This is a genomic window from Marinovum sp. PR37, assembly GCF_028807375.1.
Taxonomy (GTDB): Bacteria; Pseudomonadota; Alphaproteobacteria; order Rhodobacterales; family Rhodobacteraceae; genus Marinovum; species Marinovum algicola.
Map to the genome: position 1 here is coordinate 22835 of NZ_JARAML010000001.1, position 20400 is coordinate 43234.

17 protein-coding genes are annotated in these 20400 nt (G+C 65.4%); 8 read left to right on the forward strand and 9 right to left on the reverse strand.

Annotated features, from left to right (window positions below; genetic code table 11):
• The first annotated feature begins 1 nt into the window (after nt 1).
• The 6 genes from PVW49_RS00165 to cysE all read left to right on the forward strand — a co-directional run bounded on the left by PVW49_RS00165 (nt 2) and on the right by cysE (nt 7228).
• Nucleotides 2-634 (forward strand): DUF2460 domain-containing protein, encoded by a 633-nt coding sequence (locus PVW49_RS00165; protein WP_074836644.1) that lies wholly within the window; start codon nt 2-4, stop codon nt 632-634.
• Nucleotides 631-1518: a DUF2163 domain-containing protein gene (locus tag PVW49_RS00170; protein ID WP_274589614.1), complete on the forward strand. Its 888-nt coding sequence runs from the start codon at nt 631-633 to the stop codon at nt 1516-1518. The genes PVW49_RS00165 and PVW49_RS00170 overlap by 4 nt, the downstream gene beginning before the upstream one ends.
• Nucleotides 1515-1958 carry an NlpC/P60 family protein gene (locus PVW49_RS00175; RefSeq protein WP_074836646.1) on the forward strand — a complete coding sequence of 148 codons (444 nt, stop codon included), beginning with the start codon at nt 1515-1517 and terminating at the stop codon, nt 1956-1958. Before PVW49_RS00170 ends, PVW49_RS00175 begins: the two co-directional genes overlap by 4 nt.
• Entirely contained in the window at nt 1958-5953 is a 3996-nt protein-coding gene (locus PVW49_RS00180; RefSeq protein ID WP_274589615.1) for a baseplate multidomain protein megatron, read from the forward strand. The genes PVW49_RS00175 and PVW49_RS00180 overlap by 1 nt, the downstream gene beginning before the upstream one ends.
• Nucleotides 5954-5957: 4 nt before the next feature.
• Complete coding sequence (locus tag PVW49_RS00185) at nt 5958-6263, forward strand: DUF7742 family protein (protein ID WP_048532092.1); 306 nt, start codon at nt 5958-5960, stop codon at nt 6261-6263.
• Nucleotides 6264-6418: 155 nt separating this feature from the next.
• The gene (gene cysE, locus PVW49_RS00190; RefSeq protein WP_048532091.1) at nt 6419-7228 is read left to right on the forward strand and encodes a serine O-acetyltransferase; all 810 of its coding nucleotides are present in this window, start codon (nt 6419-6421) and stop codon (nt 7226-7228) included.
• Between the two features lie 22 nt (nt 7229-7250).
• Here the strand turns inward: cysE and PVW49_RS00195 are convergent, their stop codons facing one another.
• The 9 genes from PVW49_RS00195 to PVW49_RS00235 all read right to left on the reverse strand — a co-directional run bounded on the left by PVW49_RS00195 (nt 7251) and on the right by PVW49_RS00235 (nt 18373).
• Nucleotides 7251-9161 (reverse strand): beta-galactosidase, encoded by a 1911-nt coding sequence (locus PVW49_RS00195; RefSeq protein WP_274589616.1) that lies wholly within the window; start codon nt 9159-9161, stop codon nt 7251-7253.
• Nucleotides 9158-9766, reverse strand: a complete 609-nt coding sequence (locus tag PVW49_RS00200) for a 2-dehydro-3-deoxy-6-phosphogalactonate aldolase (RefSeq protein WP_274589617.1) — start codon at nt 9764-9766, stop codon at nt 9158-9160. The genes PVW49_RS00195 and PVW49_RS00200 overlap by 4 nt, the downstream gene beginning before the upstream one ends.
• Complete coding sequence (locus PVW49_RS00205; RefSeq protein WP_274589618.1) at nt 9763-10665, reverse strand: 2-dehydro-3-deoxygalactonokinase; 903 nt, start codon at nt 10663-10665, stop codon at nt 9763-9765. The genes PVW49_RS00200 and PVW49_RS00205 overlap by 4 nt, the downstream gene beginning before the upstream one ends.
• A gap of 4 nt (nt 10666-10669) precedes the next feature.
• Nucleotides 10670-11440 (reverse strand): SDR family NAD(P)-dependent oxidoreductase, encoded by a 771-nt coding sequence (locus PVW49_RS00210; RefSeq protein ID WP_274565085.1) that lies wholly within the window; start codon nt 11438-11440, stop codon nt 10670-10672.
• The gene (locus tag PVW49_RS00215) at nt 11441-13150 is read right to left on the reverse strand and encodes an IlvD/Edd family dehydratase (protein WP_074836652.1); all 1710 of its coding nucleotides are present in this window, start codon (nt 13148-13150) and stop codon (nt 11441-11443) included. It lies immediately after the preceding gene.
• Nucleotides 13147-15231, reverse strand: a complete 2085-nt coding sequence (locus PVW49_RS00220) for an alpha-galactosidase (RefSeq protein ID WP_274589619.1) — start codon at nt 15229-15231, stop codon at nt 13147-13149. The genes PVW49_RS00215 and PVW49_RS00220 overlap by 4 nt, the downstream gene beginning before the upstream one ends.
• Nucleotides 15228-16076: a carbohydrate ABC transporter permease gene (locus PVW49_RS00225; RefSeq protein WP_048532084.1), complete on the reverse strand. Its 849-nt coding sequence runs from the start codon at nt 16074-16076 to the stop codon at nt 15228-15230. The genes PVW49_RS00220 and PVW49_RS00225 overlap by 4 nt, the downstream gene beginning before the upstream one ends.
• A gap of 1 nt (nt 16077) precedes the next feature.
• Nucleotides 16078-17004 carry a carbohydrate ABC transporter permease gene (locus tag PVW49_RS00230; protein ID WP_048532083.1) on the reverse strand — a complete coding sequence of 309 codons (927 nt, stop codon included), beginning with the start codon at nt 17002-17004 and terminating at the stop codon, nt 16078-16080.
• Between the two features lie 130 nt (nt 17005-17134).
• Nucleotides 17135-18373 carry an ABC transporter substrate-binding protein gene (locus PVW49_RS00235; RefSeq protein ID WP_048532082.1) on the reverse strand — a complete coding sequence of 413 codons (1239 nt, stop codon included), beginning with the start codon at nt 18371-18373 and terminating at the stop codon, nt 17135-17137.
• Between the two features lie 144 nt (nt 18374-18517).
• Between PVW49_RS00235 and PVW49_RS00240 the strand changes: the two genes are divergently transcribed.
• Together PVW49_RS00240 and PVW49_RS00245 are read left to right on the forward strand one after the other, a co-directional pair.
• Nucleotides 18518-19303, forward strand: coding sequence for an IclR family transcriptional regulator (locus tag PVW49_RS00240; RefSeq protein WP_074836654.1), 786 nt, complete (start codon nt 18518-18520; stop codon nt 19301-19303).
• Nucleotides 19304-19336: 33 nt separating this feature from the next.
• On the forward strand, nt 19337-20398 hold the full coding sequence (locus PVW49_RS00245) for an ABC transporter ATP-binding protein (RefSeq protein WP_274589620.1): 1062 nt from the start codon (nt 19337-19339) through the stop codon (nt 20396-20398).
• Nucleotides 20399-20400: the final 2 nt, after the last annotated feature.

Genomic DNA, 20400 nt, shown 5'->3' on the forward strand with positions numbered 1-20400 from the left:
GATGGCATTTCACGAGGTACGGTTTCCCGCCAACCTGAGCTTTGGCTCGGTCGGCGGGCCGGAGCGGCGGACCGATATCGTCACGCTGGCGAATGGCTTCGAAGAGCGCAACACGCCCTGGGCGCAATCGCGCCGGCGGTATGACGCGGGGGTCGGGCTGCGCTCGCTTGACGATATCGAACGGCTGATCGGGTTTTTCGAGGCGCGTCAGGGCCAGATGTACGGCTTTCGCTGGAAGGACTGGTCGGATTACAAATCGGCGCCGCCGAGCAAGGAGGTCGCCTATCGCGACCAGGTGATCGCCCTGGGCGATGGCGCCTCGGTCACCTATCCGCTGTTCAAGACCTATCGATCCGGCGCTGCCGCATACGCCCGGCGGATCACCAAGCCGGTGCAGGGCACGGTGCGGATGGGGGTGCAGGGCGACGAATTGCAGGAAGGCGTGCATTACGAGGTGGACGTGTCCAGCGGCTTGGTCACCTTTGCCACGCCGCCCTTGCAGGACGTGGAGATCACCGCGGGCTTCGAATTTGACGTGCCGGTGCGCTTTGACACCGACCGGATTGCCACCTCTGTGGCCTCGTTCCAGGCGGGCGAGGTGCCCTCGGTGCCGGTGGTGGAGGTGCGGCTGTGAAGGCGCTTTCCGAGGCCCTGGCTGCGCATCTGGAAAGCGGTCTGACGACGCTGTGCCGGGCCTGGGCGATCGACCGCACCGATGGCGTGGCGTTCGGCTTTACCGATCATGACCGCACGCTGGATTTCGAGGGGCTGAGCTTTCGCGCCGATACCGGGCTGTCGGCCATGGCGTTTCAGCAGGGCACCGGGCTTTCGGTCGACAATTCCGAGGCGGTGGGGGCGCTGTCAGATGCGGCGATCACCGAGGCGGATATCCTCGCCGGGCGCTATGATGGGGCAACGGTGCGAGCCTGGCTGGTGAACTGGAAGAACGTGGCCCAGCGGCACATGCTGTTTCGCGGTACCATCGGCGAGATGCGGCGGGTGGACGGTGCCTTCGAGGCCGAGCTGCGTGGGCTGGCGGAGGCGCTGAACCGGCCGTTCGGGCGGGTCTACCAGTCGCCCTGCACCGCCGTGCTGGGGGATCGGGCCTGCGGCTTTGACCTGACGACGCCCGGCTATCACTGGCAAGGCGCGGTTCAGGAGGTCGACGAGACCTCGAGCGTGGCGGTGTTTACCGACAATGGTTTTGAACCGGAGTGGTTTCAGCGCGGGCGGATGGAGGTGCTTTCCGGCTCGGCCAAGGGGCTCTCGGGGCCGATCAAGCGCGACAGCACGGAGGGGGCCGGGCGCAGGATCGAGCTTTGGGCACCGCTTCGGGCGCAGATGGCTGCGGGCGATCTGGTGCGGCTGACGGCGGGCTGCGACAAGCGGCTCGAAACCTGTCGATTCAAGTTCAACAATCTGCTGAATTTCCGGGGGTTCCCGGATGTGCCCGAGGACGACTGGCTGATCGTCAACCCGGCGCGGGCCGGGGCGAAATCCGGCGGGAGCCGGAGATGAGCGGCGGCGAGAGGGCGGTGGCCGCGGCGCGGCGTTGGATCGGCACGCCCTATCTGCACCAGGCGTCGGTCCGGGGGGCAGGCTGCGACTGTCTCGGGCTGTTGCGCGGGGTGTGGCGCGAGGTAATCGGAGCCGAGCCCGAAGCGGCCCCGGCCTATTCGCGCGACTGGTCCGAGCCGCAGGGCGAAGAGCGGCTGTGGCAGGCCGCCCGCCGGCATCTGCGCGCCAAGTCGCGCACCGCCGAGGCGCCGGGCGACGTTCTGTTGTTTCGTATGCGCGAGGGAGCGGTGGCCAAACATCTAGGCCTTCAGGCGCGCACCGGTGCGGCGGCCAGTTTCATCCATTCCTACAGCGGTCACGGGGTGATCGAGAGCCCGTTGAGCGGCCCCTGGGCGCGGCGCATCGCGGCCCGATTTGCCTTTCCAGAGGAGACGACCTGATGGCGACAATCGTTCTTTCCGCCGCCGGTGCCGCGCTTGGCAGCGCCGTCGGCGGCACGTTCCTGGGCTTGTCGATGACCGCTGTCGGCCGGTTCGTCGGCGCCTCGATCGGGCGCGCCATCGACCAGCGGCTGATGGGGCAGGGATCGGAGGTGGTGGTCGAGGGCAACCGCATCGACCGGTTTCGGGTCAATCGCGCCGGTGAGGGCGCGCCGGTGGCGCGCAGCTATGGCCGCACGCGGATGTCGGGGCATGTGATCTGGGCCAGCGCCTTTACCGAACATGTGGATACCGAGACCAGTGGCGGCGGCGGTGGCAAGGGCGCGCCCGCGCAGCCCGAGGTGACAACAAACACCTATTCCTATTCGGTCAGCCTGGCGATTGCGATCTGCGAGGGCGAGATCAGCGGGATTGGCCGGATCTGGGCCGATGGCGAGGAAATCTCGCCCGAGGATCTGAACCTCAGGGTCTATCCCGGAGGCGCCGATCAATTGCCTGATCCCAAGATCGAGGCGATCGAAGGCAGCGGCGCGGTGCCGGCCTATCGCGGCACCGCCTATGTGGTGCTGGAAGAGCTTGACCTCTCGCCCTTTGGCAACCGGGTGCCGCAGTTCAGCTTCGAGGTGACCAAGCCGGTGCAGACCGACACGCCCGAGGGGCCGGCAGAGGTGCCGCACAACCTGCGCGGCGTGGCGCTGATTCCCGGCACCGGCGAATATGCCCTGGCCACCACGCCGGTGGCCTATCGCTATGGCGCGGGCCAGTCTCGGATGGCCAATGTCAACACGCCCTCGGGGCGCAGCGATCTCGACACCTCGCTCGACCAGCTGGTCGCGGAATGCCCCGACATGGGCGCAACCTCGCTGGTGGTGAGCTGGTTCGGCGATGACCTGCGCTGCGGAGCGTGCAGCCTGCGGCCCAAGGTCGAGCAGACCGAGTTTGACGGGCGCGGCGCCAAATGGCGGGTCAGCGGACTGGCGCGGAGCGCGGCCGAAACCGTGGTGCAGGAGAGCGATGCCACGCCGGTCTATGGTGGCACCCCGTCCGACGGCGCGGTGCTCGAGGGGATCAGGGCGCTTCAGGCGCGCGGGCAGGCGGTGATGTTCTATCCGTTCATCCTAATGGAGCAGATGTCGGCCAACGGCCTGCCCGACCCCTACGGCGCAGCGATGGATCAGCCGGTGTTGCCGTGGCGCGGGCGGATCACCACTTCGGCCGCGCCGGGGCTGCCCGGCAGCCCGGATGGCACAGCGGCGGCTGAGGCCGAGGTTGCGACCTTCTTTGGTACGGCGCAGGTCGGGGATTTTGCCATCGACGGACAAAGTGCGACCTCGGGCGGGGTGATCGCTGCGCTGGGCGGCACGGATGAGGTGATCGGCAAGACGGTCACCTATAACGGGCCCGAGGAATGGAGTTATCGCCGTTTCATCCTGCACTATGCCGCGCTTTGTGCGGCGGCTGGCGGGGTGGATGCCTTCTGCATCGGATCCGAGATGCGCGGGCTGACGCAGATCCGGGGCGCGGGTGGCAGTTTTCCGGCGGTGGCGGCGATGGTGCAGCTTGCGGCGGATGTGCGCGAGATCCTCGGGCCGGGGGTGAAGATCGGCTATGCCGCCGATTGGTCGGAGTATTTCGGCTATCACCCGCAGGACGGATCGGGCGACGCCTATTTCCATCTCGATCCGCTGTGGAGCGATGCCAATATCGATTTCGTGGGGATCGACAATTACATGCCGCTGTCGGACTGGCGCGCCGGCGATGACCACGCCGATTCCGCTTTCGGTGCGATCTACAACCTCGACTATCTGCGCGGCAATGTCGCGGGCGGCGAAGGCTATGACTGGTATTACGACACGCCCGAGGCGCGTGCGGCGCAGCGCCGCGAACCGATCAGCGATGGCGCCCATGACGAGCCTTGGGTGTTTCGCTACAAGGACATCCGCAATTGGTGGGAGCACAAGCACCATGACCGCATCGGCGGCGTGCGCCAGGCGGGTTCAACCGCCTGGGTGCCACAGAGCAAGCCGGTGTGGTTCACCGAATTCGGCTGCGCCGCCGTCGACAAGGGCAGCAACCAGCCCAACAAGTTCCTCGACCCGAAGTCCAGCGAAAGCAGCCTGCCGCGGTTTTCCAATGGCCGGCGGGACGAACTGATCCAGCGGCAATACCTGAGGGCGGTCACCGAATTCTGGGGCGATCCGGCCAACAACCCGATTTCCGAAGAATATGGCGGCACCATGATCGACATGGCCCGCGCCTTTGCCTGGGCCTGGGACGCGCGGCCCTTTCCGGCCTTTCCCGGCAATGAGACGCTCTGGAGCGACAGCGGCAATTACATGCGGGGGCATTGGCTCAACGGGCGGGTCTCGGGGCTGTCGCTGGCCCGGCTGGTGGCGGAGATCTGCGAAGAGGCCGGGGTGCTGGCGTATGACGTCTCGCACCTTCATGGCTTCGTGCGGGGCTATACCGCGGCCGACAGTGGCGACATGCGGCGGCTGTTGCAGCCGCTGATGCTGCGCTTTGGCTTTGATGCAGTGGAACGCGACGGGGTGCTGCATTTCCGGATGCGTGACGGCCAGACCGCCAAGGTGATCGATGCCGAGCGGCTCGCCGAAAGCCCCGATCTCGACGGCATACTGATGCAGAGCCGCGCCTCGGAGGCCGAGATGGCGGGGCGGGTGCGGCTCGAGTTCATCCGCTCGGACGGCGATTACGAGACCATTGCAGAAGAGGCGGTGCTGCCGGACGACGCGACCCATGCGGTCTCGCGCAGCGAGATGCCGCTGGTAATGACCCGCGCCGAGGGGCGGCAGACGGTCGAGCGTTGGCTGGCCGAGGCGCGGGTGGCGCGCGAACAGGCGCGTTTTGCGCTACCGCCCTCGCGGCTCGATATCGGGCCGGGCGATATTGTCTCGTTGCCCGAGGAGGCGGGCCGTGCGCTCTATCGCGTCGACCGGATGGAGACCGGTCGCGAACAGATCATCGAGGCGGTGCGGATCGAGCCCGAGGTTTACGACCCGGTGGATGTGCCGGAGGATCCGGGAACGGTCACGCCCTTTGTGGCCCCGGTGCCGGTGCTGCCGCTGTTCATGGACCTGCCGCTGATGTCCGGCGACGAGGTGCCGCATGCGCCGCATCTGGCGCTGGTGGCCAAGCCCTGGCCGGGCACCGTGGCGCTCTATGCTTCGGCGCAGGATGCCGATTACGTGCTGTCCGACACCTTTGCCGCCCGGGCCACCTTTGGCGTGACCGAGACCGCGATGACCGCGGCGGCGGCGGGGCTGATCGACCGCGGGGCGGGGCTTCAGGTGCGACTGACCAGCGGGATGTTCTCTTCCGTCACCGAGGCGCAGCTTCTCTCCGGCGCCAATCTCTGCGCCATTGGCGATGGCACGCCCGACGGCTGGGAGCTGTTCCAGTTTCGCGATGCCCAGCTCATCGACACCGACACCTGGGTGCTGAGCCACCGGCTGCGCGGGCAGCTCGGCACCGATGCGCTGATGCCGCAGACCTGGCCCACGGGGTCATATGTAGTGCTGCTTGACGGCGCGCCGCAACAGATCAGCCTGGCCTCGTCGCAACGCCGGGTGACGCGGCACTACCGGGTCGGGCCGGCGCGGCGCCCGGTGGGCGATCCGTCTTACACCCATGAGGAACACGCTTTTGACGGCAATGGCCTTCGGCCCTACAGCCCGGCACATCTGCGGGGACGCTGGGCCGGCGGCGATCTTGAACTGAGCTGGATCCGTCGCACACGGGTGGATGGCGACAGCTGGGACCTGGCCGATGTGCCCCTGGCCGAAGCGCGCGAGAGCTATCTGGTGCGGGTGCTGGACCAGAGCGGTGTGTTGCGCGAGGCGATGGTGGACACGCCGGGCTTTACCTATGGTGCGGCGATGCAGGCGCAAGACGGGGCCGGCACGGGGCTGGCGGTCGAGGTGGCGCAGGTGTCGGATATCTTCGGCCCGGGCCTTTTCGCGCGCTGGGCGGGCTGAGGCGATGCGGCCGGTTCTGCATGGCGATGTGACGGCGGCGGCGCGGGCGCTGCTGATGGTGCCGGCAGAGGCGCGGGACGGGCTCTGCCGCCGGATGATCGAAGAGGCGGATTTCGCCGACCGCTATGCCAAGCGCCTCGGGCGGCCGCATCGGCTCTGGGGCAACGGCACGTTGATGGCCGCCGCCCGAGCGCGGCCGTTGGCGGCCGAGCCTGCGCTGGGCGAAGAGCGCTATTGCCGCTGCCTCGAGACGGTGTTTCGCATGCTGCTGGAGTGGCGGGCGGTACGGCGTCCCGCTGCGCGGACATAACGCAGGTCGCGCTACGCGATCGGGGTATCGCCTTGGCGGCGCTGGCTTTCTTGCCGGCGTTCACCGGCTGGAATACACCTTATCACAGGTTTGCGTTTGGCCTCGGCCGCAGGCGTGTTATATCACAGGGCACGGACACCGGAGACGAGGATGCCATGGCCCGGACACAGACGCATATTGCAGAGGTCGACCCGATCTGGGCGCGGATCCTCGACGAGGCAGAGGCCGCGGTGGGCGATGAGCCGCTGCTCGGCGGGTTGATCCACCAAAGCGTGCTGCACCATCCTTCGCTCGAACGGGCTCTGAGCTATCGGATTTCGCTCAAACTGGCCTCCGGCGAGATGTCAGAGCAAATCCTGCGCGAGATCTGCGACGAGGCCTATGCCGCCGATCCTGCGATCGGGCAGTCGGCGCGGGCCGATATCTCCGCCGTTTATGACCGCGATCCCGCCTGCCACAGGTTCTTGCAGCCTCTGCTGTTCTTCAAGGGATTTCAGGCGATCCAATCCTACCGCATCGGTCACTGGCTCTGGCATCAGGGCCGCCGCGACATGTCTTATTTCATCCAGATGCGGGTGTCGGAGGTCTTTGGCATCGACATCCATCCGGCCGCGCGCATCGGCAAGGGCATCATGATCGACCACGCCCATTCGATTGTCATCGGCGAGACGGCGGTGGTGGGCGACAATGTCTCGATGCTGCATTCGGTGACCCTTGGCGGTACCGGCAAGGAAGAGCAGGACCGCCATCCCAAGATCGGCGATGGCGTGCTGATCGGTGCCGGGGCCAAGGTGCTGGGGAATATCCGCATCGGCAATTGCTCGCGCATCGCCGCCGGGTCGGTGGTGCTCTCGGAAGTGCCGCCCTGCAAGACCGTTGCCGGCGTGCCGGCCCGGATCGTGGGTGAGGCGGGCTGTGATCAGCCGTCGATGTCGATGGATCAGATCCTCAAGTCCGGGGCGTGAAGGCCGCCCCGGAAACTCTTGATTACACACGTGTTACCGAGATCGGCGGCAGAGTCTGCCCGGCCACTTCTGCGGCGCTTTCGCTGTAGTTGAACCAGAAGCATTCCGCTCCGGTCTCGCGCCGGCGCACGCCTTCGGGCATCTCGCAGGTCTCCAGCCCGGCTTTGTCGCAGGCCCAGTTCAGCACCCGGGCCAGCGCCGCCGCATCCAGCCAGCCGCTGACATAGGCCAGCGGGCCCTGGGCGATCAGCACCGGCGCGCCATCGACGCTTTCCTCGATGACCTCGGCCGAGCCTTCGACAAATTCGCGATACAGTGTCACCGCGCCGGCGGTCTTCAGCGCCACCGGCATGTCGGGCCGCAGGCTTTCGACCCGTGACACCAGCGCATCGAGCCCCGGCATCGCCGGCGGCAGCGGCACCGGGATGGCCATGTTCTCGGTGCGGGCGCCGCTGCGCGGGCCGAGCAGCACCACGGCGCCGCTCTCGGCCAGGGCGGTCTTCACCGTCTCGGGCAGGTACATTGCCCCCGGCGCCACGATCAGGCGATAGCCCGAGAGATCGCCACCGGGTCGCAGGATGTCGACCGACAGGCCGAGCTTGCGCAGCCCGCGATAGGTCTCGAACACCAGATCGAAATAGCTCAGCCCCCGGCCATGCGGCTGGATCTGCCAGGCCCAATCGGCCTCGTAGTCAAACAGCAGCGCCACGGGCGCCTGCGCCCTGGCAACATCGGGCGCATCGGCCAGCTCTGCCGCCACTTCGCGCGCCTCGACGATCGCCGGAGCGTCGGCGCTGTCGGGCCGCAACATGCCGGCGTGCATCAGTTCCTGCGCCATAGGCGCCTGCCGCCAGCGGAAATAACAGACCGCCTCGGCGCCATGGGCAAAGGCCTCCCAGGTCCAGAGCCGGACCATGCCGGGCAGGGGGGCGGGGTTGTAGGGCGCCCAGTTCACCGGGCCGGGCTGTTGCTCCATCACCCACATCCGGCCACGTCCCACGGCGCGGTAGAGATCGTGGTGAAAGGCCTGGAAATCCGGGTCGCCCTGGCGCGCATATGTCCGGCGGTGGGCCTCGGTGGCGGTCAGCCGATCTTCGAGAAAGCCCAGAGGATAGCTGTCCCAGGCAGCGATATCGAGATCGTCGCCGACCTTGTAGTGATCGAAATCCGTAATCTTTCCCATGTAGTTATGGGAAATCGGCGCGTCGGAATGGCGGCGGATGATTTCGACCTGGAGGCGGTTGAAGCTGACCACCTCATCCGAGGCGAAGCGGCGGAAATCGAGCACATGGCTCGGGTTCGGCTCGGTCACCGTGAGGTTGGGCAGGTCGATCTGATCGAAGCTGTCATATTCCATCGACCAGAAGACATTGCCCCAGGCCCGGTTCAGCGCGTCGATATCGCCGTCGTTGCCCTTTCCGGGATATTGCGCCCGGAGCCAGCCGCGAAAGCCCTGCCGCGCGGCTTCGGAATAGGAGAGCACGGTATCGTGGCAGGCGTATTCGTTGTCGGTCTGCCAGGCGGCGACATGGGGATTGCGGCCATAACGTTCGGCCAGCTTGCCGGTGATCACCGCGCATTCCTCGCGGTAACCCCGGTGGGAAAAGCAATAATGCCGCCGCGAGCCGAACTTGCGGGGCCGGCCCTCGGCATCCACGGCCAGCATGTCGGGGTGACGGTCGACCATCCAGCGCGGCGGGGTGGCGGTGGGGGTGCCCAGCACGACCTTCAGCCCGGCGGTTCCCAGCACGTCGATGGCGTCATCGAGCCAGTCAAAGTCATACTGCCCCGGCTGCGGCTCGAGCCGCGACCAGGCAAATTCGCCGATCCGAACCCAGGTCAGCCCGGCCTCGGCCATGCGCCGCGCGTCCTCTTCCCAGATCGCGCGCGGCCAGTGTTCGGGGTAATAGCAGGTGCCGAGGGTGCGTTTCATGCCGGTTGGCCGGCGTCATAAGCGGCGACGATGGCCCGCGCCTTTTCACCGACCTCACCCGCCGTCATGCCGGGCTTGTAAAGCGCCGAGCCGATGCCGAAACCGGTCACCCCGGCGTCGAACCATTCGGTGAAATTCTCGGGCCCGGCGCCGCCGACCGCATATGTCTTGGTGCCTTTCGGCAGCACTGCCGAGATCGCGGCGAGGCCCTTGGCGCCCACCAGGAAGCCAGGGAAGAACTTCAGCCCGTCGGCGCCGTGGCGCAGGGCGGTGAAACATTCGGTCGGGCTGGCCACGCCGGGAAAGGACAGCATGCCCAGCTCCTTCGAGCGGTCGATGACGGCCGGGTTGCAGTCGGGCGAGACCACCAGCGTGCCGCCGACGGATTTGAGCTCGTCCACCTGCTCGGGGGTCAGCACGGTGCCGGCGCCGATGGTGGCGCGGCCTTTCAACCCCTCGGCGAGGATGCCGATCGACTTGAACGGCTCGGGCGAATTCAGCGGCACCTCGATCCGGTCGATACCGGCGGCAACCAGTGTCTCGCCGATCTCTAGAACTTCATCGGGCGTCACGCCTCGCAGAATGGCAATGATTTCGCGGCTCATGTCATGCTCTCCTCATGGGCAGCCCTGAGGCCCGCCAATACGATTTCGGCCCCGTCTGTTTCACTGACGGAGGCCCCCTGCGGCGCCAGCGCCGCCTTGTACAATGCGTTGAGTTTCGGCGCGCCGATCAGCACGATCTCGCGGCCGAGCCAGTATTCCTTGGCCCCGGCGATCTCGAGCCCCATCAACAACCCCGAGAGCCGCGCCCGCGAGGTTGCAGCCTCGGTGCCGTCAAGCAGCGATCCGGCGCGCAGCGAAAACAGCCGCGCGGTGAATTTCTGTGGCGCGCTCATGGCGTCGGTGACCGCTTCGTCGAAAGCCGCCTGATCCCAGCCGTCGCCTGCTACGGAATGGCGCAGCACCGATTGGCCCGAAAGCAGGGCGAAAATCTCGCCGGTCATGAAAGTGCGGAAGCTGACGATCTCGCGCGCGCTGATATGCACCCATTTGGTATGGGTGCCGGGCAGGCAGAGCACGCCGTCGAACTCCGGGTGCGCGGCCAGAAAGCCGGCGATCTGGGTTTCCTCGCCGCGCATCACGTCCGCCGGGCTGGCCTGCGACACGCCGGGCAGGATACGGACCTTGAGCCGCGGGTCGCGGACCTCCGGCGTCACGGCCTGACCCACGCCGGGCGCGGCGCAGGGGGTGGTGACATAAGGCGCCTCGTGCCAGCCCTGACGCGCGCCCACCATGCCGCAGGCGATCACCTGCACCGTGCCGCTCTCGGGCAGGTAATCGCCCACCAGCCGCAGCAGTTCCGGCTCGAAGCCGTCCCGTTCCAGAGCGCCCATGCCCTTGTCAGAGGTGACCATGCCGATCACCCCGTCCTTGCCCATCAGCCAAGCCCTCAGGTTCGACGTGCCCCAGTCGACCGCGATCCAATCCGCAATTTCATTCATAATATCAGCCTGTTACAACAACTCCGCCATCCACGACCATGGCCTGGCCGGTCATCATCCGGCTGGTCTCCGACGCCAGGAAAAGCACCGCATCGACGATGTCCTGGGGCGCCAGATGATCCTTGAGGCACTGCCGCGAGAGATGTTCGGCCAGCGCCTCCGGCGTGGCCCACATGTCGAGCTGTTTTTCGGTCAGAACCCAGCCGGGGGCAAGGGCGTTTACCCGAATTTTATCTGGCCCGAACTCGCGCGCGAGCGACCGGGTCATGCCATTGATGCCGGAATTGGCGGTGGTGTAGCTGACGTAACCGGCATTGCCCATCATGTAGCTGATCGAGGTGAAATTGATGATCGAGCCGCCGCCAGCCGCGCGCATTCCCGCCATCACTGCCTGACAGGCAAAGAAATAGGCCTTGAGGTTGACCGCCTGCGACCAGTCCCAGAATTCCTCGTCCACCTCTTCCGCGCTGTGGCGCTTGTCATTGGCGGCATTGTTGATCAGCGCGGTGATCGGGCCATGTGCCTCGGCCGCCTCGGCGATACAGGATTTCAGCCGGTCGATGTCGGTGATGTCGCATTGCAGGAACAGCGGCCGGCGGCCGTGCTTGGCCTCCATCTCGTCGCAAAAGCCGCTGGCGTCGGAGCGCTGGACAAAGGCCACCTGTGCGCCCTGCGTCATGAAGCCATCGGTGATCGAGGCACCGATGCCGGCGCCGCCGCCGGTGATGAAAACGCTTTTGCCCTCAAGGTCGTGAAATGTTGCAGTCTTGGTCATTCAATGGCTCTCTCGTGTCACGGGGCGGGTGTCCTTGCCCACCAGAAAATCCAGATCGGCGCCCTGATCGGCCTGAAGTACATGGTCGACGTACATCTTGGCATAGCCGCGGGTGTAGCGCGGCGCGTCGGGCTGCCAGGTGGCGCGGCGCTCGGCCAGCTCGGCGTCAGAGACCAGCAACTCGAGCGCGCCGGAGCTGGCCGAGACGCGGATGCGGTCGCCGGTTTTCACCAGGGCCAGGGTGCCGCCCTCGTTGGCCTCGGGCGAGACATGCAGGATGACGGTGCCAAAGGCGGTGCCCGACATCCGCGCATCCGAGATCCGCACCATGTCGCGCACCCCCTGTTTCACCAGCTTGGACGGGATCGGCATGTTGCCGACCTCGGCCATGCCCGGATAGCCCTTGGGGCCGCAGCCCTTGAGTACCAGAATGCTGTCCTTGGTCACCGGCAGGTCGTCGGAGTTGATCGTGGCCTTCAGCTCTTCGATGTTCTCGAAGACATAGGCCTCGCCCTCGTGTTCCAGCAGCGCATCGGTCGCGGCCGAGGGCTTCACGATGGCGCCGCGCGGCGCAAGGTTGCCCTTGAGCACCCGCAGGCCGGCGGCGGGTTTCAGCGGCTCGTCGAAGCTGCGGATCACGTCGCGGTTCCAGCATTCGGCGCCTTCGGCATAGGTGCTGATATCGCAGTCGAGCACGGTCTTGGCGGGCCGCAGCAGGTGCTGCAATTCCTTCAGGATCACCGGCATGCCGCCGGCGTAACAGAAATCCTCCATCAGGTACTTGCCCGAGGGCATGCAATTGACGAGCAGGGGGATTTCGCTGCCGATCTCGAAATCGTCCAGCGTCAGGTCGACGCCGACACGGCCGGCCATGGCCAGCAGATGCACCACCGCATTGGTCGAGCCGCCGACAGCAGCATTGGCGAGGATCGCGTTTTCAAAGGCCTCGCGGGTCATGATGTCAGACAGCTTCAAGCCTTCTTCCACCATGCCGACAATGCGTTTGCCGGTCATATGCGCCAGCGCCATGCGGCGGGCGTCGACGGCGGGCAGGGCGGCGTTGGTGGGCAGGCTCATGCCCATCGCCTCGACCACGCTGGCCATGGTCGACGCGGTGCCCATGGTCATGCAGACGCCTTTCGACCGGCTCATGCCCGACTCGGCGGCCATGAAATCGGCCAGCGTCATGTCGCCGGCGCGCACCGCCTCGGAGAACTTCCAGACGTCGGTGCCGGAGCCGATGTCCTTGCCCTGCCACTTGCCGTTCAGCATCGGCCCCGAGCTGACCACGATGGTCGGCAGATCGACCGAGGCCGCGCCCATCAGCTGGCCCGGAGTGGTCTTGTCGCAGCCGCCCAAGAGCACGACACCATCGATGCCATAGGCGCGGATCGATTCCTCGACATCCATCGCCAGCAGGTTGCGAAACAGCATGGCGGTGGGTTTCATCTGGGTCTCGCCCAGCGACATCACCGGGAATTCCACCGGAAAGCCGCCGGCCTCCCAGACACCGCGCTTGACCCCTTCGGCCAGCTCGCGCAGGCCCGAGTTGCAGGGCGTGAGTTCCGACCAGGTGTTGCAGATGCCGATCACCGGCCGGCCGTCGAAGGCGTGATCCGGGAACCCCTGGTTCTTCATCCAGGAGCGGTGAATGAACCCGTCCTTGTCCAATTTGCCATACCAGGCGCGGTTGCGGCGTTCGTCGCTCATACCAGCGTTCCTTTCACGACCCACATGGTTTCGGGAAAGCTCCAGGGCAGGGTCAGCCCGTGGCTCATCAGATAGGCGCCGCTCAGGGTGAGCGGCTCGGACTTGATCGCCTGATCGCCGCGCGACAGGGCGGGCGCATCACCCCGGTTGAGCAGCTCGATTCGGTAATACCGGTCGGGCGACAGCCGGGTCAGGCGCAGCGGCCGGGGGGCGATCTGCGCCGAGGTCTCGGCCTTGCCGGCAAAGACCACGAATTGCCTGCCGCCCTGTTCCAGCTGCTGCTCGGCGATCACCGCCGGGTCGGAGCTGTCGAGCCGCAGGATATCGGCGCCGGCCATCCAGTGGCGGTTGTCCTTCCACCAGGCGGTGACCTCGGTCAGCACCTTCACCTCGTCCTCGGTCAGCTCGCGAGGGTCCATCTCGAAGCCCATGTGCCGCTGTGCCGCGACCCAGGCCCGCATCCGGATGTCGATGGTGCGCCCCGAGGTGTGGCAGGTGCGCGGCCCGACATGGCTGCCGGTCACCACCATCGGCAGGAAAAGCGCGGCGTTGTGCTGCATCCTCAGCCGCTCGATGGCGTCGTTGCTGTCGGACAGCCAGACCCGGTGGGTGCGCTTGAGGATGCCGAAATCGATCCGCCCGCCGCCAGAGGCGCAGCTCTCGATCTCGACCTTGGGAAAGGCCGCGCGCAGCCGGTCGATCAGCGCATAGGATCCGCGGGTCTGGGCCGCATCGGGCATCGGCAGGACGCGGTTGTGATCCCACTTGATGTAGTCGATGTCATTGTCGCCCAGCACCTTGCCGATGCGGTCGAACAGAAAATCGCGCACCTCGGGCAGCGCCATGTTCAGCGCCATCTGCTGGCGGCCGAGGATCTGGTCTTCGCCGCCAAGCGCCCAGTCCGGGTGGGCGCGGAAGACGTTGGAATCCTCGTTGATCATCTCGGGCTCGAACCAGATACCGAAGGACATGCCCAGCCCGTGCACATGGTCGATCAGCGGCGTCAGCCCCTCGGGGTACTTGCGCGGATCGACCTCCCAGTCCGAGAGCGAGGTGGTGTCGTCGTCGCGGTCGCCGAACCAGCCGTCATCCAGCACGAAGCGCTCGGCGCCGAGGTCTGCGGCGCGGTCGGCGATCTCTTTCAGCTCGGGCAGGTTGTGATCGAAATAGACTGCTTCCCAGCAATTGTAATGCACCGGACGGGCGCGGGCGGGATCGGGGAAGGTGACGATCCGGTCGCGCAGATGCCGCTGAAAGGCCACTGCGCAGCCGTTCAGGCCATCATCGGAGAACATCGCGTAAAGCGGCGCGGTGGCAAAGCGGGTGGCCGCCTCGGTCTCGATCCGGGAGGCGTGGCCGAACTGCACCTGACGGCGGCCGTCGGGCAGCTCTTCGGCAATCATCCGGTGGCCGCCGGACCAGCCGTAGTGAAACCCGTAGGCATGGCCGGTGGCATTGGTGGCGCCCCGGCAGGGCACGATCAGCCCGGGGAAATGTTCGTGGCCAGTGCGGCCGGTGCGGTTCTCGCGGTAGCGGATGCCGGCAGACCAGGCGGTGCGGTTCATCTGGAACTCGCCGCACCAGCGGCCGGCGAAATCGATCATCTCGTCGCTGGCCTGGGGCGCCGGAAAGACCGGGGCCGAGAGCCAGTGCAGGTGCATCGGCGCGGTCGCCTCGATCTCGGCCCTTGCCTCGATCACATGGGTCTGCGGATCGATCGAGAACAGCGCGCGATAGCGCAGCACACCGGATTGATCGCGAAAGCTCAGGGTCAGCCGCGTATCGTCTTCCTCGGCGCTGTCGAAACAGAACTTGGGCAGGAAGGGCTGGCCGGAGGCATCGCGGATCACCAGCCCGGGTTGGCCGGGAAAGCTGCGCGTCGCCTCGGGGCAGAGCGACAGCTCCGGGTTGGCATCGAGCATGCCGCCGGTCACGTCGATGGCATGGGCCCGGGCCAGGGTCTCCAGGTCTTCGTCGTCGGGCAGGCGCGGCCCCCAGTAGACCACCTCGGCGAGGTGGTCTTTCCGGGAGGCCAGCACCAGCGTTTGACGGGAGTCATCCAAACGCCAGCTTTGGATCATTTTACGGCTCCGAGGGTGAGACCAGCAATGAAGTGGCGCTGCATCAGGAAGAACATCAGCACCGGCGGCAGGGCGGCCACGATCGACCCGGCCGAGACCAGGTGCCAGGCGGCGACCCATTGGCCGTTGAGCGAATAGAGCCCGGCGGTGATCGGTTGTTGATCGGCGCCCTGGGTCAGCACGGTGGCCCAGAAATAGTCGTTCCAGATGAAGGTGAAGATCAGCACCGAGAGCGCCGCCAGCGCCGGTTTCATCAGCGGCATGACCACATACCAGAAGATGCGGATTTCGCTGATGCCCTCGACGCGCGCGGCCTCGATCAGCTCGTAGGGCAGGGCCTTGATGAAGTTGCGCATGAAAAGCGTGCAGAACCCGGCCTGAAAGGCGATGTGGAAAAGCGCAAGGCCATACCAGGTGTTGTACATTCCGAGATCGAGCGTCAGATCGCGCACCGGCACCATCAGGATCTGGAACGGCACGAAGTTGCCGGCGACGAACATGAAGAACAACAGCAGGTTGCCCTTGAATTTGTAGACCGCCAGCGCAAAGCCGGTCATGCAGGAGATCGCCACCGCGCCGATCACCGTCGGGATCGTCACCTTGAACGAGTTCAGGATGTATTTGCCGATCGGCGTCTGCTCGAAGATCGCGGTGTAGTTCTCGATCAGGTTGAAGCTGGTGGGCCAGCCCCAGTAGTTGCCGGCGGTTATGTCACCGGCCGAGCGCACCGAGGTCAGCGCCACGGCGATCAGCGGCAGCAGCCAGACGATGAGCGCGACGGGCAGGGCGATCTTGTAGGCGATCTGCGCGCCGGATGAGGTCTTTTCGATAGGGGTCGGAAACATCTTAGCGCCCTCTCTCGTCGCGGTACATTTTGTAAAGGAAGCCGGTGATATAGATCATCATGATCAGAAAGAGCACGACGGCGATGGCCGCGCCGTAGCCCATGCGGAAGCCGTATTCGCTGAACGCCTGTTCATACATGTAGAAGGCCAGCACCCGCGAGCTGCCCCAGGGCCCGCCATCGGTCATGATCGAGATCAGGTCGAAGGAGCGCAGCGCGCCGATCACGGTGACCACCACGGCGATGAAGGTGGCCGGGCGCAGCTGCGGCAGGATCACGTACCAGAGCATCTTGACGCCCTTGGCATTGTCCAGCCGTGCGGCCTCGATCTGCTCGGGGTCGACGGCGTTCAACCCGGTGAGATAGAGGATCATGCAATAGGCGGTCTGTGGCCAGAGGCCGGCGGCGATGATGCCGTAGGTGACGTAATCCTCGTTGGCCAGCACCGCGATGGGCTCGATCCCGAACCAGCCCAGGGCGATGTTCATCAACCCGAAGTTGGGATCGTAGAACCAGGCAAAGACCAGGCCGACCACGACCTGCGAGATCACGAAGGGGAAGAAGAACAGCGATTTGTAGATGCGGATGCCGCGCACCGTCTGGTTGAGGAACAGCGCCACCAGCAGCCCGCCGGGAATGGCCAGCATGTAGAGCACCAGCCAGATCACGTTGTTCTTGAGCGAGGTATAGAAGGCCTCGTCGTCCATCAGTTCGATGTAGTTGTCGGCCCCGACCCAGGTGGCCTCGCCCAGACCATCCCATTCGTAGAAGGAAATGTTCACCGATTGGAAAATCGGGATGATCACGTACATCATGAACATGAAAATCCCCGGTGCCAGGAACAGCCATGGCGCAAGCCGCTGCTGGTTCTGCTGCCACCACGTCTTTTGTGCGGGCGGGTGGGTATCGGGAAGGGCGGGGGCGGTCATGGCAATACCTCCGGACAACAGGAAGCCTGTCCCGGGCCTGGCCCGGGACCTCATGGTCGGATTTGGGGGTGGATGAAGGGCGAGGCCCCGGGGCAGGCCCGGGGCGCCGCGGTGTCACCCGGCGGGGGTGTTACTTGTAGACCCGGGCGCGGACCTTTTCGAGCCGCTCGAGGATCGCGTCCATGCGCTCGGGCTTGACCATGAACTCCTGGAAGCCTTCCATGCCCGCCTTGGCCATCTCGGCCGGGTAGTCGCGGTCAAAGAACTGCGCGATGCCGCCGTCGGTGGTCGAGAGCATCTCGTAGCCGGCTTGCAGGAACTTGTCCTCGCCCACTTCCGAGTTCTTGTTGATCGGAAGCTGTCCGAGCGTCTTGTTGATCTCGGTCTGCACCTCGGGCCGGGCCAGGTAGGCCAGGAATTTCTTGGCGTCTTCCTTGTTCTTGGCATTGGCCGGGATGTGGATCGTGTCGGTCGGCGCCTCTTCGGCCAGCGGCACATCGGGGTTGATCACCGGGAACTGGAAAAAGCCCAGCTGATCGTCCGACAGGCCGGCCTCGCGCAGCGGCGCCACCGCGAAGTTGCCCATCACATACATTGCCGCATCGCCCTGGACCATCGGCGCCAGCGCCTCCTGCCAGGAATAGGCGGCGTGGTTTTCCAGGAAGAAGCCGGCGTCGATCAGCTCTTTCCAGTTGTTCATCGTGGCTTTCACCCGGTCGTCGGTCCAGGACACCTCGCCCTTGCCCAGCGCCATGTGGAAATCATAGCCGTTGGTGCGCAGGTTGATGTAGTCAAAGACCCCGCCGGCGGTCCAGAGGTACTTGGTGCCGATGGTGATCGGGGTGATGCCGGCTTCGCTCAGCTTGGCGCCGGCCGCCTTGAACTCGTCCCAGTTGGTGGGAACGGCGATGCCCTGCTCTTCGAAGATGTCTTTCCGGTAGTACACGCCCCATTGGTAATAGGTGTAGGGCACGCCCCAGATCTTGCCGTCGATGGTCATCGATCCGACCGAGGAGGCGAGCGAGTCCTTCAGGCCGTTTTCTTCCCAGACATCATCGACCGGCTCGAACAGCCCGGCGTTGACATAGGGCAGCATGCGGTTGCCGGCGTACCAATTGGCCAGATCCGGCGAATCTGCGGTCAGAAAGTTGCGGATCGAGGTCTTGTAACCTTCGTGGTCGAACAGGTTCCAGGTGACGGTGACATCGGGGTTTTCCGCCTCGAAGCCTTTGATCAACGCCTCGAAGGCGGCTTTCGGCGCCGGGTCGGACGTATCTGTGTTGATCACCAGTTCGCCAGCCAAGGCCGCCGAAGAAATCAACGTGGACGCGGCCAGTGCCGCCGTCAGTTTCAACGATGTGTAGAGCATCTCTCTCCCTTTCTCCTCCACAGCTGCAAAGTCCCGAATAGTGGAACAAATGTTTTGCATGTTGATCTTTTAGTCCCATACTGCTAGAAGAGTCAAGAATTACTTCCCCGGGCTCTTCCGGGGCTCAGGAGAGCAGGCATTGGGATGAACAAGCAAGTCACATCGGACGGAACTGTCGGCAAGGCCTTGGAACTGCTGGATATGGTTGTGGCGTTCGGCCGGTCGGTGCGGTTTTCCGAGGTGCTGGAGGTCAGCCCTTACCCCAAGGCGACCACCCATCGCCTGTTACAGACCCTGACGAATCAAGGCATGCTGGCTTTCGATGACGAACGGCATGTCTATGTGCCGGGCATGCGTCTGGTGCGGATCGCGCGACACGCCTGGAACCAGTCGTCGCTGGGGCCGCTGGCCTTGCCGTTCCTTCAGACCCTGGCCGCCGACGTGAAAGAGACGGTGCATCTGGCGCAGATGGAACATGGCCGGGTGGTCTTTGTCGAAAAGACCACACCCGACGAGGGGTTCAAGACCATGGCCACCCCCGGCCGCCGCTCGCCGGCGCATTGCACCGGGGTGGGCAAGGTCATGCTGGCCTTCATGGACGACACCCGCCGCGCCGCGGCGCTGGAATGCCAGACCTACGAGGCCTTCACGCCCAACACCCACAAGAGCGAGAAGACGCTGCTGCCGGAACTGGCGCAGATCCGGGCCGAGGGCGTGGCCTTTGACCGCGAAGAACACGAAGAGGGCATCATCTCGATTGCCGCCCCGATCCTCGGCGGATCGAACCGGGTGATTGGGTCGCTCTCCGTGGTCACGTCGACCTTTCGCATGTCACTCAAGGATATCGAGAAATTCCGGCCCGCCTTGCAGCGGACGGCGGCGCAGATCGGGGGAGAGGCGGCCGTCTGGCCGTATCCGATCGCGCAATGATCACCACCTAATTCCCGAGGGAGAGGAAAGAGAATGTCAGGTGTCGCACTCAACAGTGCCGTGAAACGTTATGGCGATGTTCAGGTCATCCACGGAGTGGATCTTCAGATCGAGGACGGCGAGTTCTGCGTCTTTGTCGGCCCCTCGGGCTGCGGCAAGTCCACGCTCCTGCGGATGATCGCCGGGCTGGAGGAGACTTCGGACGGCAATATCTCGATTGGCGGTCGCGATGTGACCCGCGCCGATCCGGCCGAACGCGGGGTGGCGATGGTGTTTCAGACCTATGCGCTCTATCCCCATATGACGGTCGAGGAAAACATGGGCTTCGGGCTCAAGATGAACGGCCATCCGAAACAGGAGATCAAGTCCAAGGTCGCCGAGGCCAGCCGCATCCTGAAACTCGACGATTACCTTGCCCGCAAGCCCAAGGCATTGTCCGGTGGCCAGCGCCAGCGCGTGGCCATCGGCCGCGCCATCGTGCGCGGCCCCGAGGTCTTTCTGTTTGACGAACCGCTGTCGAACCTCGACGCCGAGCTGCGTGTCGACATGCGGGTCGAGATCGCGCGCCTGCACAAAGAGATCGGCGCGACGATGATCTATGTCACTCACGATCAGGTCGAGGCGATGACCCTGGCCGACAAGATCGTGGTGCTGCGCGCCGGTCATATCGAGCAGGTGGGCAGCCCGATGGAGCTGTATCAGAACCCCGACAACAAATTCGTGGCGGGCTTCATCGGGTCGCCCAGCATGAACTTTCTCGTGGCGCGGGTGAACGGGCAGGGCGTGATCGTGCCGGGGCTCGACAACATGCAGGTGCCGACCGATGTCGCCCTGCCGGCCGAGGGCAGCGAGGTGATCATCGGCATCCGGCCGCAGAACCTCACCGTGCGCGAGGCCGAGAGCCCGGTGCGCATCGACATTCGCGAACGGCTGGGCGGGGTGGCCTATGACTATCTGATCTCGGCCAATGGCGAGCGCATCATCGTCGAGACCCGCGGCGACGAGGCGATTCCCGAAGGCACCGGGGTGGCGGTCGAATTCGATCCGGCCACCGCCATGTTCTTTGACGCCAAGACCGAGGCGCGCCTGCGCTGATC

Excerpts from the sequence above, each read along its gene's own strand:
- PVW49_RS00165 (WP_074836644.1), top strand. The coding sequence starts at position 2 with ATGGCATTTCACGAGGTACGGTTTCCCGCCAACCTGAGCTTTGGCTCG.
- PVW49_RS00175 (WP_074836646.1), top strand. The coding sequence starts at position 1,515 with ATGAGCGGCGGCGAGAGGGCGGTGGCCGCGGCGCGGCGTTGGATCGGC.
- PVW49_RS00180 (WP_274589615.1), top strand. The coding sequence starts at position 1,958 with ATGGCGACAATCGTTCTTTCCGCCGCCGGTGCCGCGCTTGGCAGCGCC.
- PVW49_RS00185 (WP_048532092.1), top strand. The coding sequence starts at position 5,958 with ATGCGGCCGGTTCTGCATGGCGATGTGACGGCGGCGGCGCGGGCGCTG.
- cysE (WP_048532091.1), top strand. The coding sequence starts at position 6,419 with ATGGCCCGGACACAGACGCATATTGCAGAGGTCGACCCGATCTGGGCG.
- PVW49_RS00195 (WP_274589616.1), bottom strand. The coding sequence starts at position 9,161 with ATGAAACGCACCCTCGGCACCTGCTATTACCCCGAACACTGGCCGCGC.
- PVW49_RS00200 (WP_274589617.1), bottom strand. The coding sequence starts at position 9,766 with ATGAGCCGCGAAATCATTGCCATTCTGCGAGGCGTGACGCCCGATGAA.
- PVW49_RS00205 (WP_274589618.1), bottom strand. The coding sequence starts at position 10,665 with ATGAATGAAATTGCGGATTGGATCGCGGTCGACTGGGGCACGTCGAAC.
- PVW49_RS00210 (WP_274565085.1), bottom strand. The coding sequence starts at position 11,440 with ATGACCAAGACTGCAACATTTCACGACCTTGAGGGCAAAAGCGTTTTC.
- PVW49_RS00215 (WP_074836652.1), bottom strand. The coding sequence starts at position 13,150 with ATGAGCGACGAACGCCGCAACCGCGCCTGGTATGGCAAATTGGACAAG.
- PVW49_RS00220 (WP_274589619.1), bottom strand. The coding sequence starts at position 15,231 with ATGATCCAAAGCTGGCGTTTGGATGACTCCCGTCAAACGCTGGTGCTG.
- PVW49_RS00225 (WP_048532084.1), bottom strand. The coding sequence starts at position 16,076 with ATGTTTCCGACCCCTATCGAAAAGACCTCATCCGGCGCGCAGATCGCC.
- PVW49_RS00230 (WP_048532083.1), bottom strand. The coding sequence starts at position 17,004 with ATGACCGCCCCCGCCCTTCCCGATACCCACCCGCCCGCACAAAAGACG.
- PVW49_RS00235 (WP_048532082.1), bottom strand. The coding sequence starts at position 18,373 with ATGCTCTACACATCGTTGAAACTGACGGCGGCACTGGCCGCGTCCACG.
- PVW49_RS00240 (WP_074836654.1), top strand. The coding sequence starts at position 18,518 with ATGAACAAGCAAGTCACATCGGACGGAACTGTCGGCAAGGCCTTGGAA.
- PVW49_RS00245 (WP_274589620.1), top strand. The coding sequence starts at position 19,337 with ATGTCAGGTGTCGCACTCAACAGTGCCGTGAAACGTTATGGCGATGTT.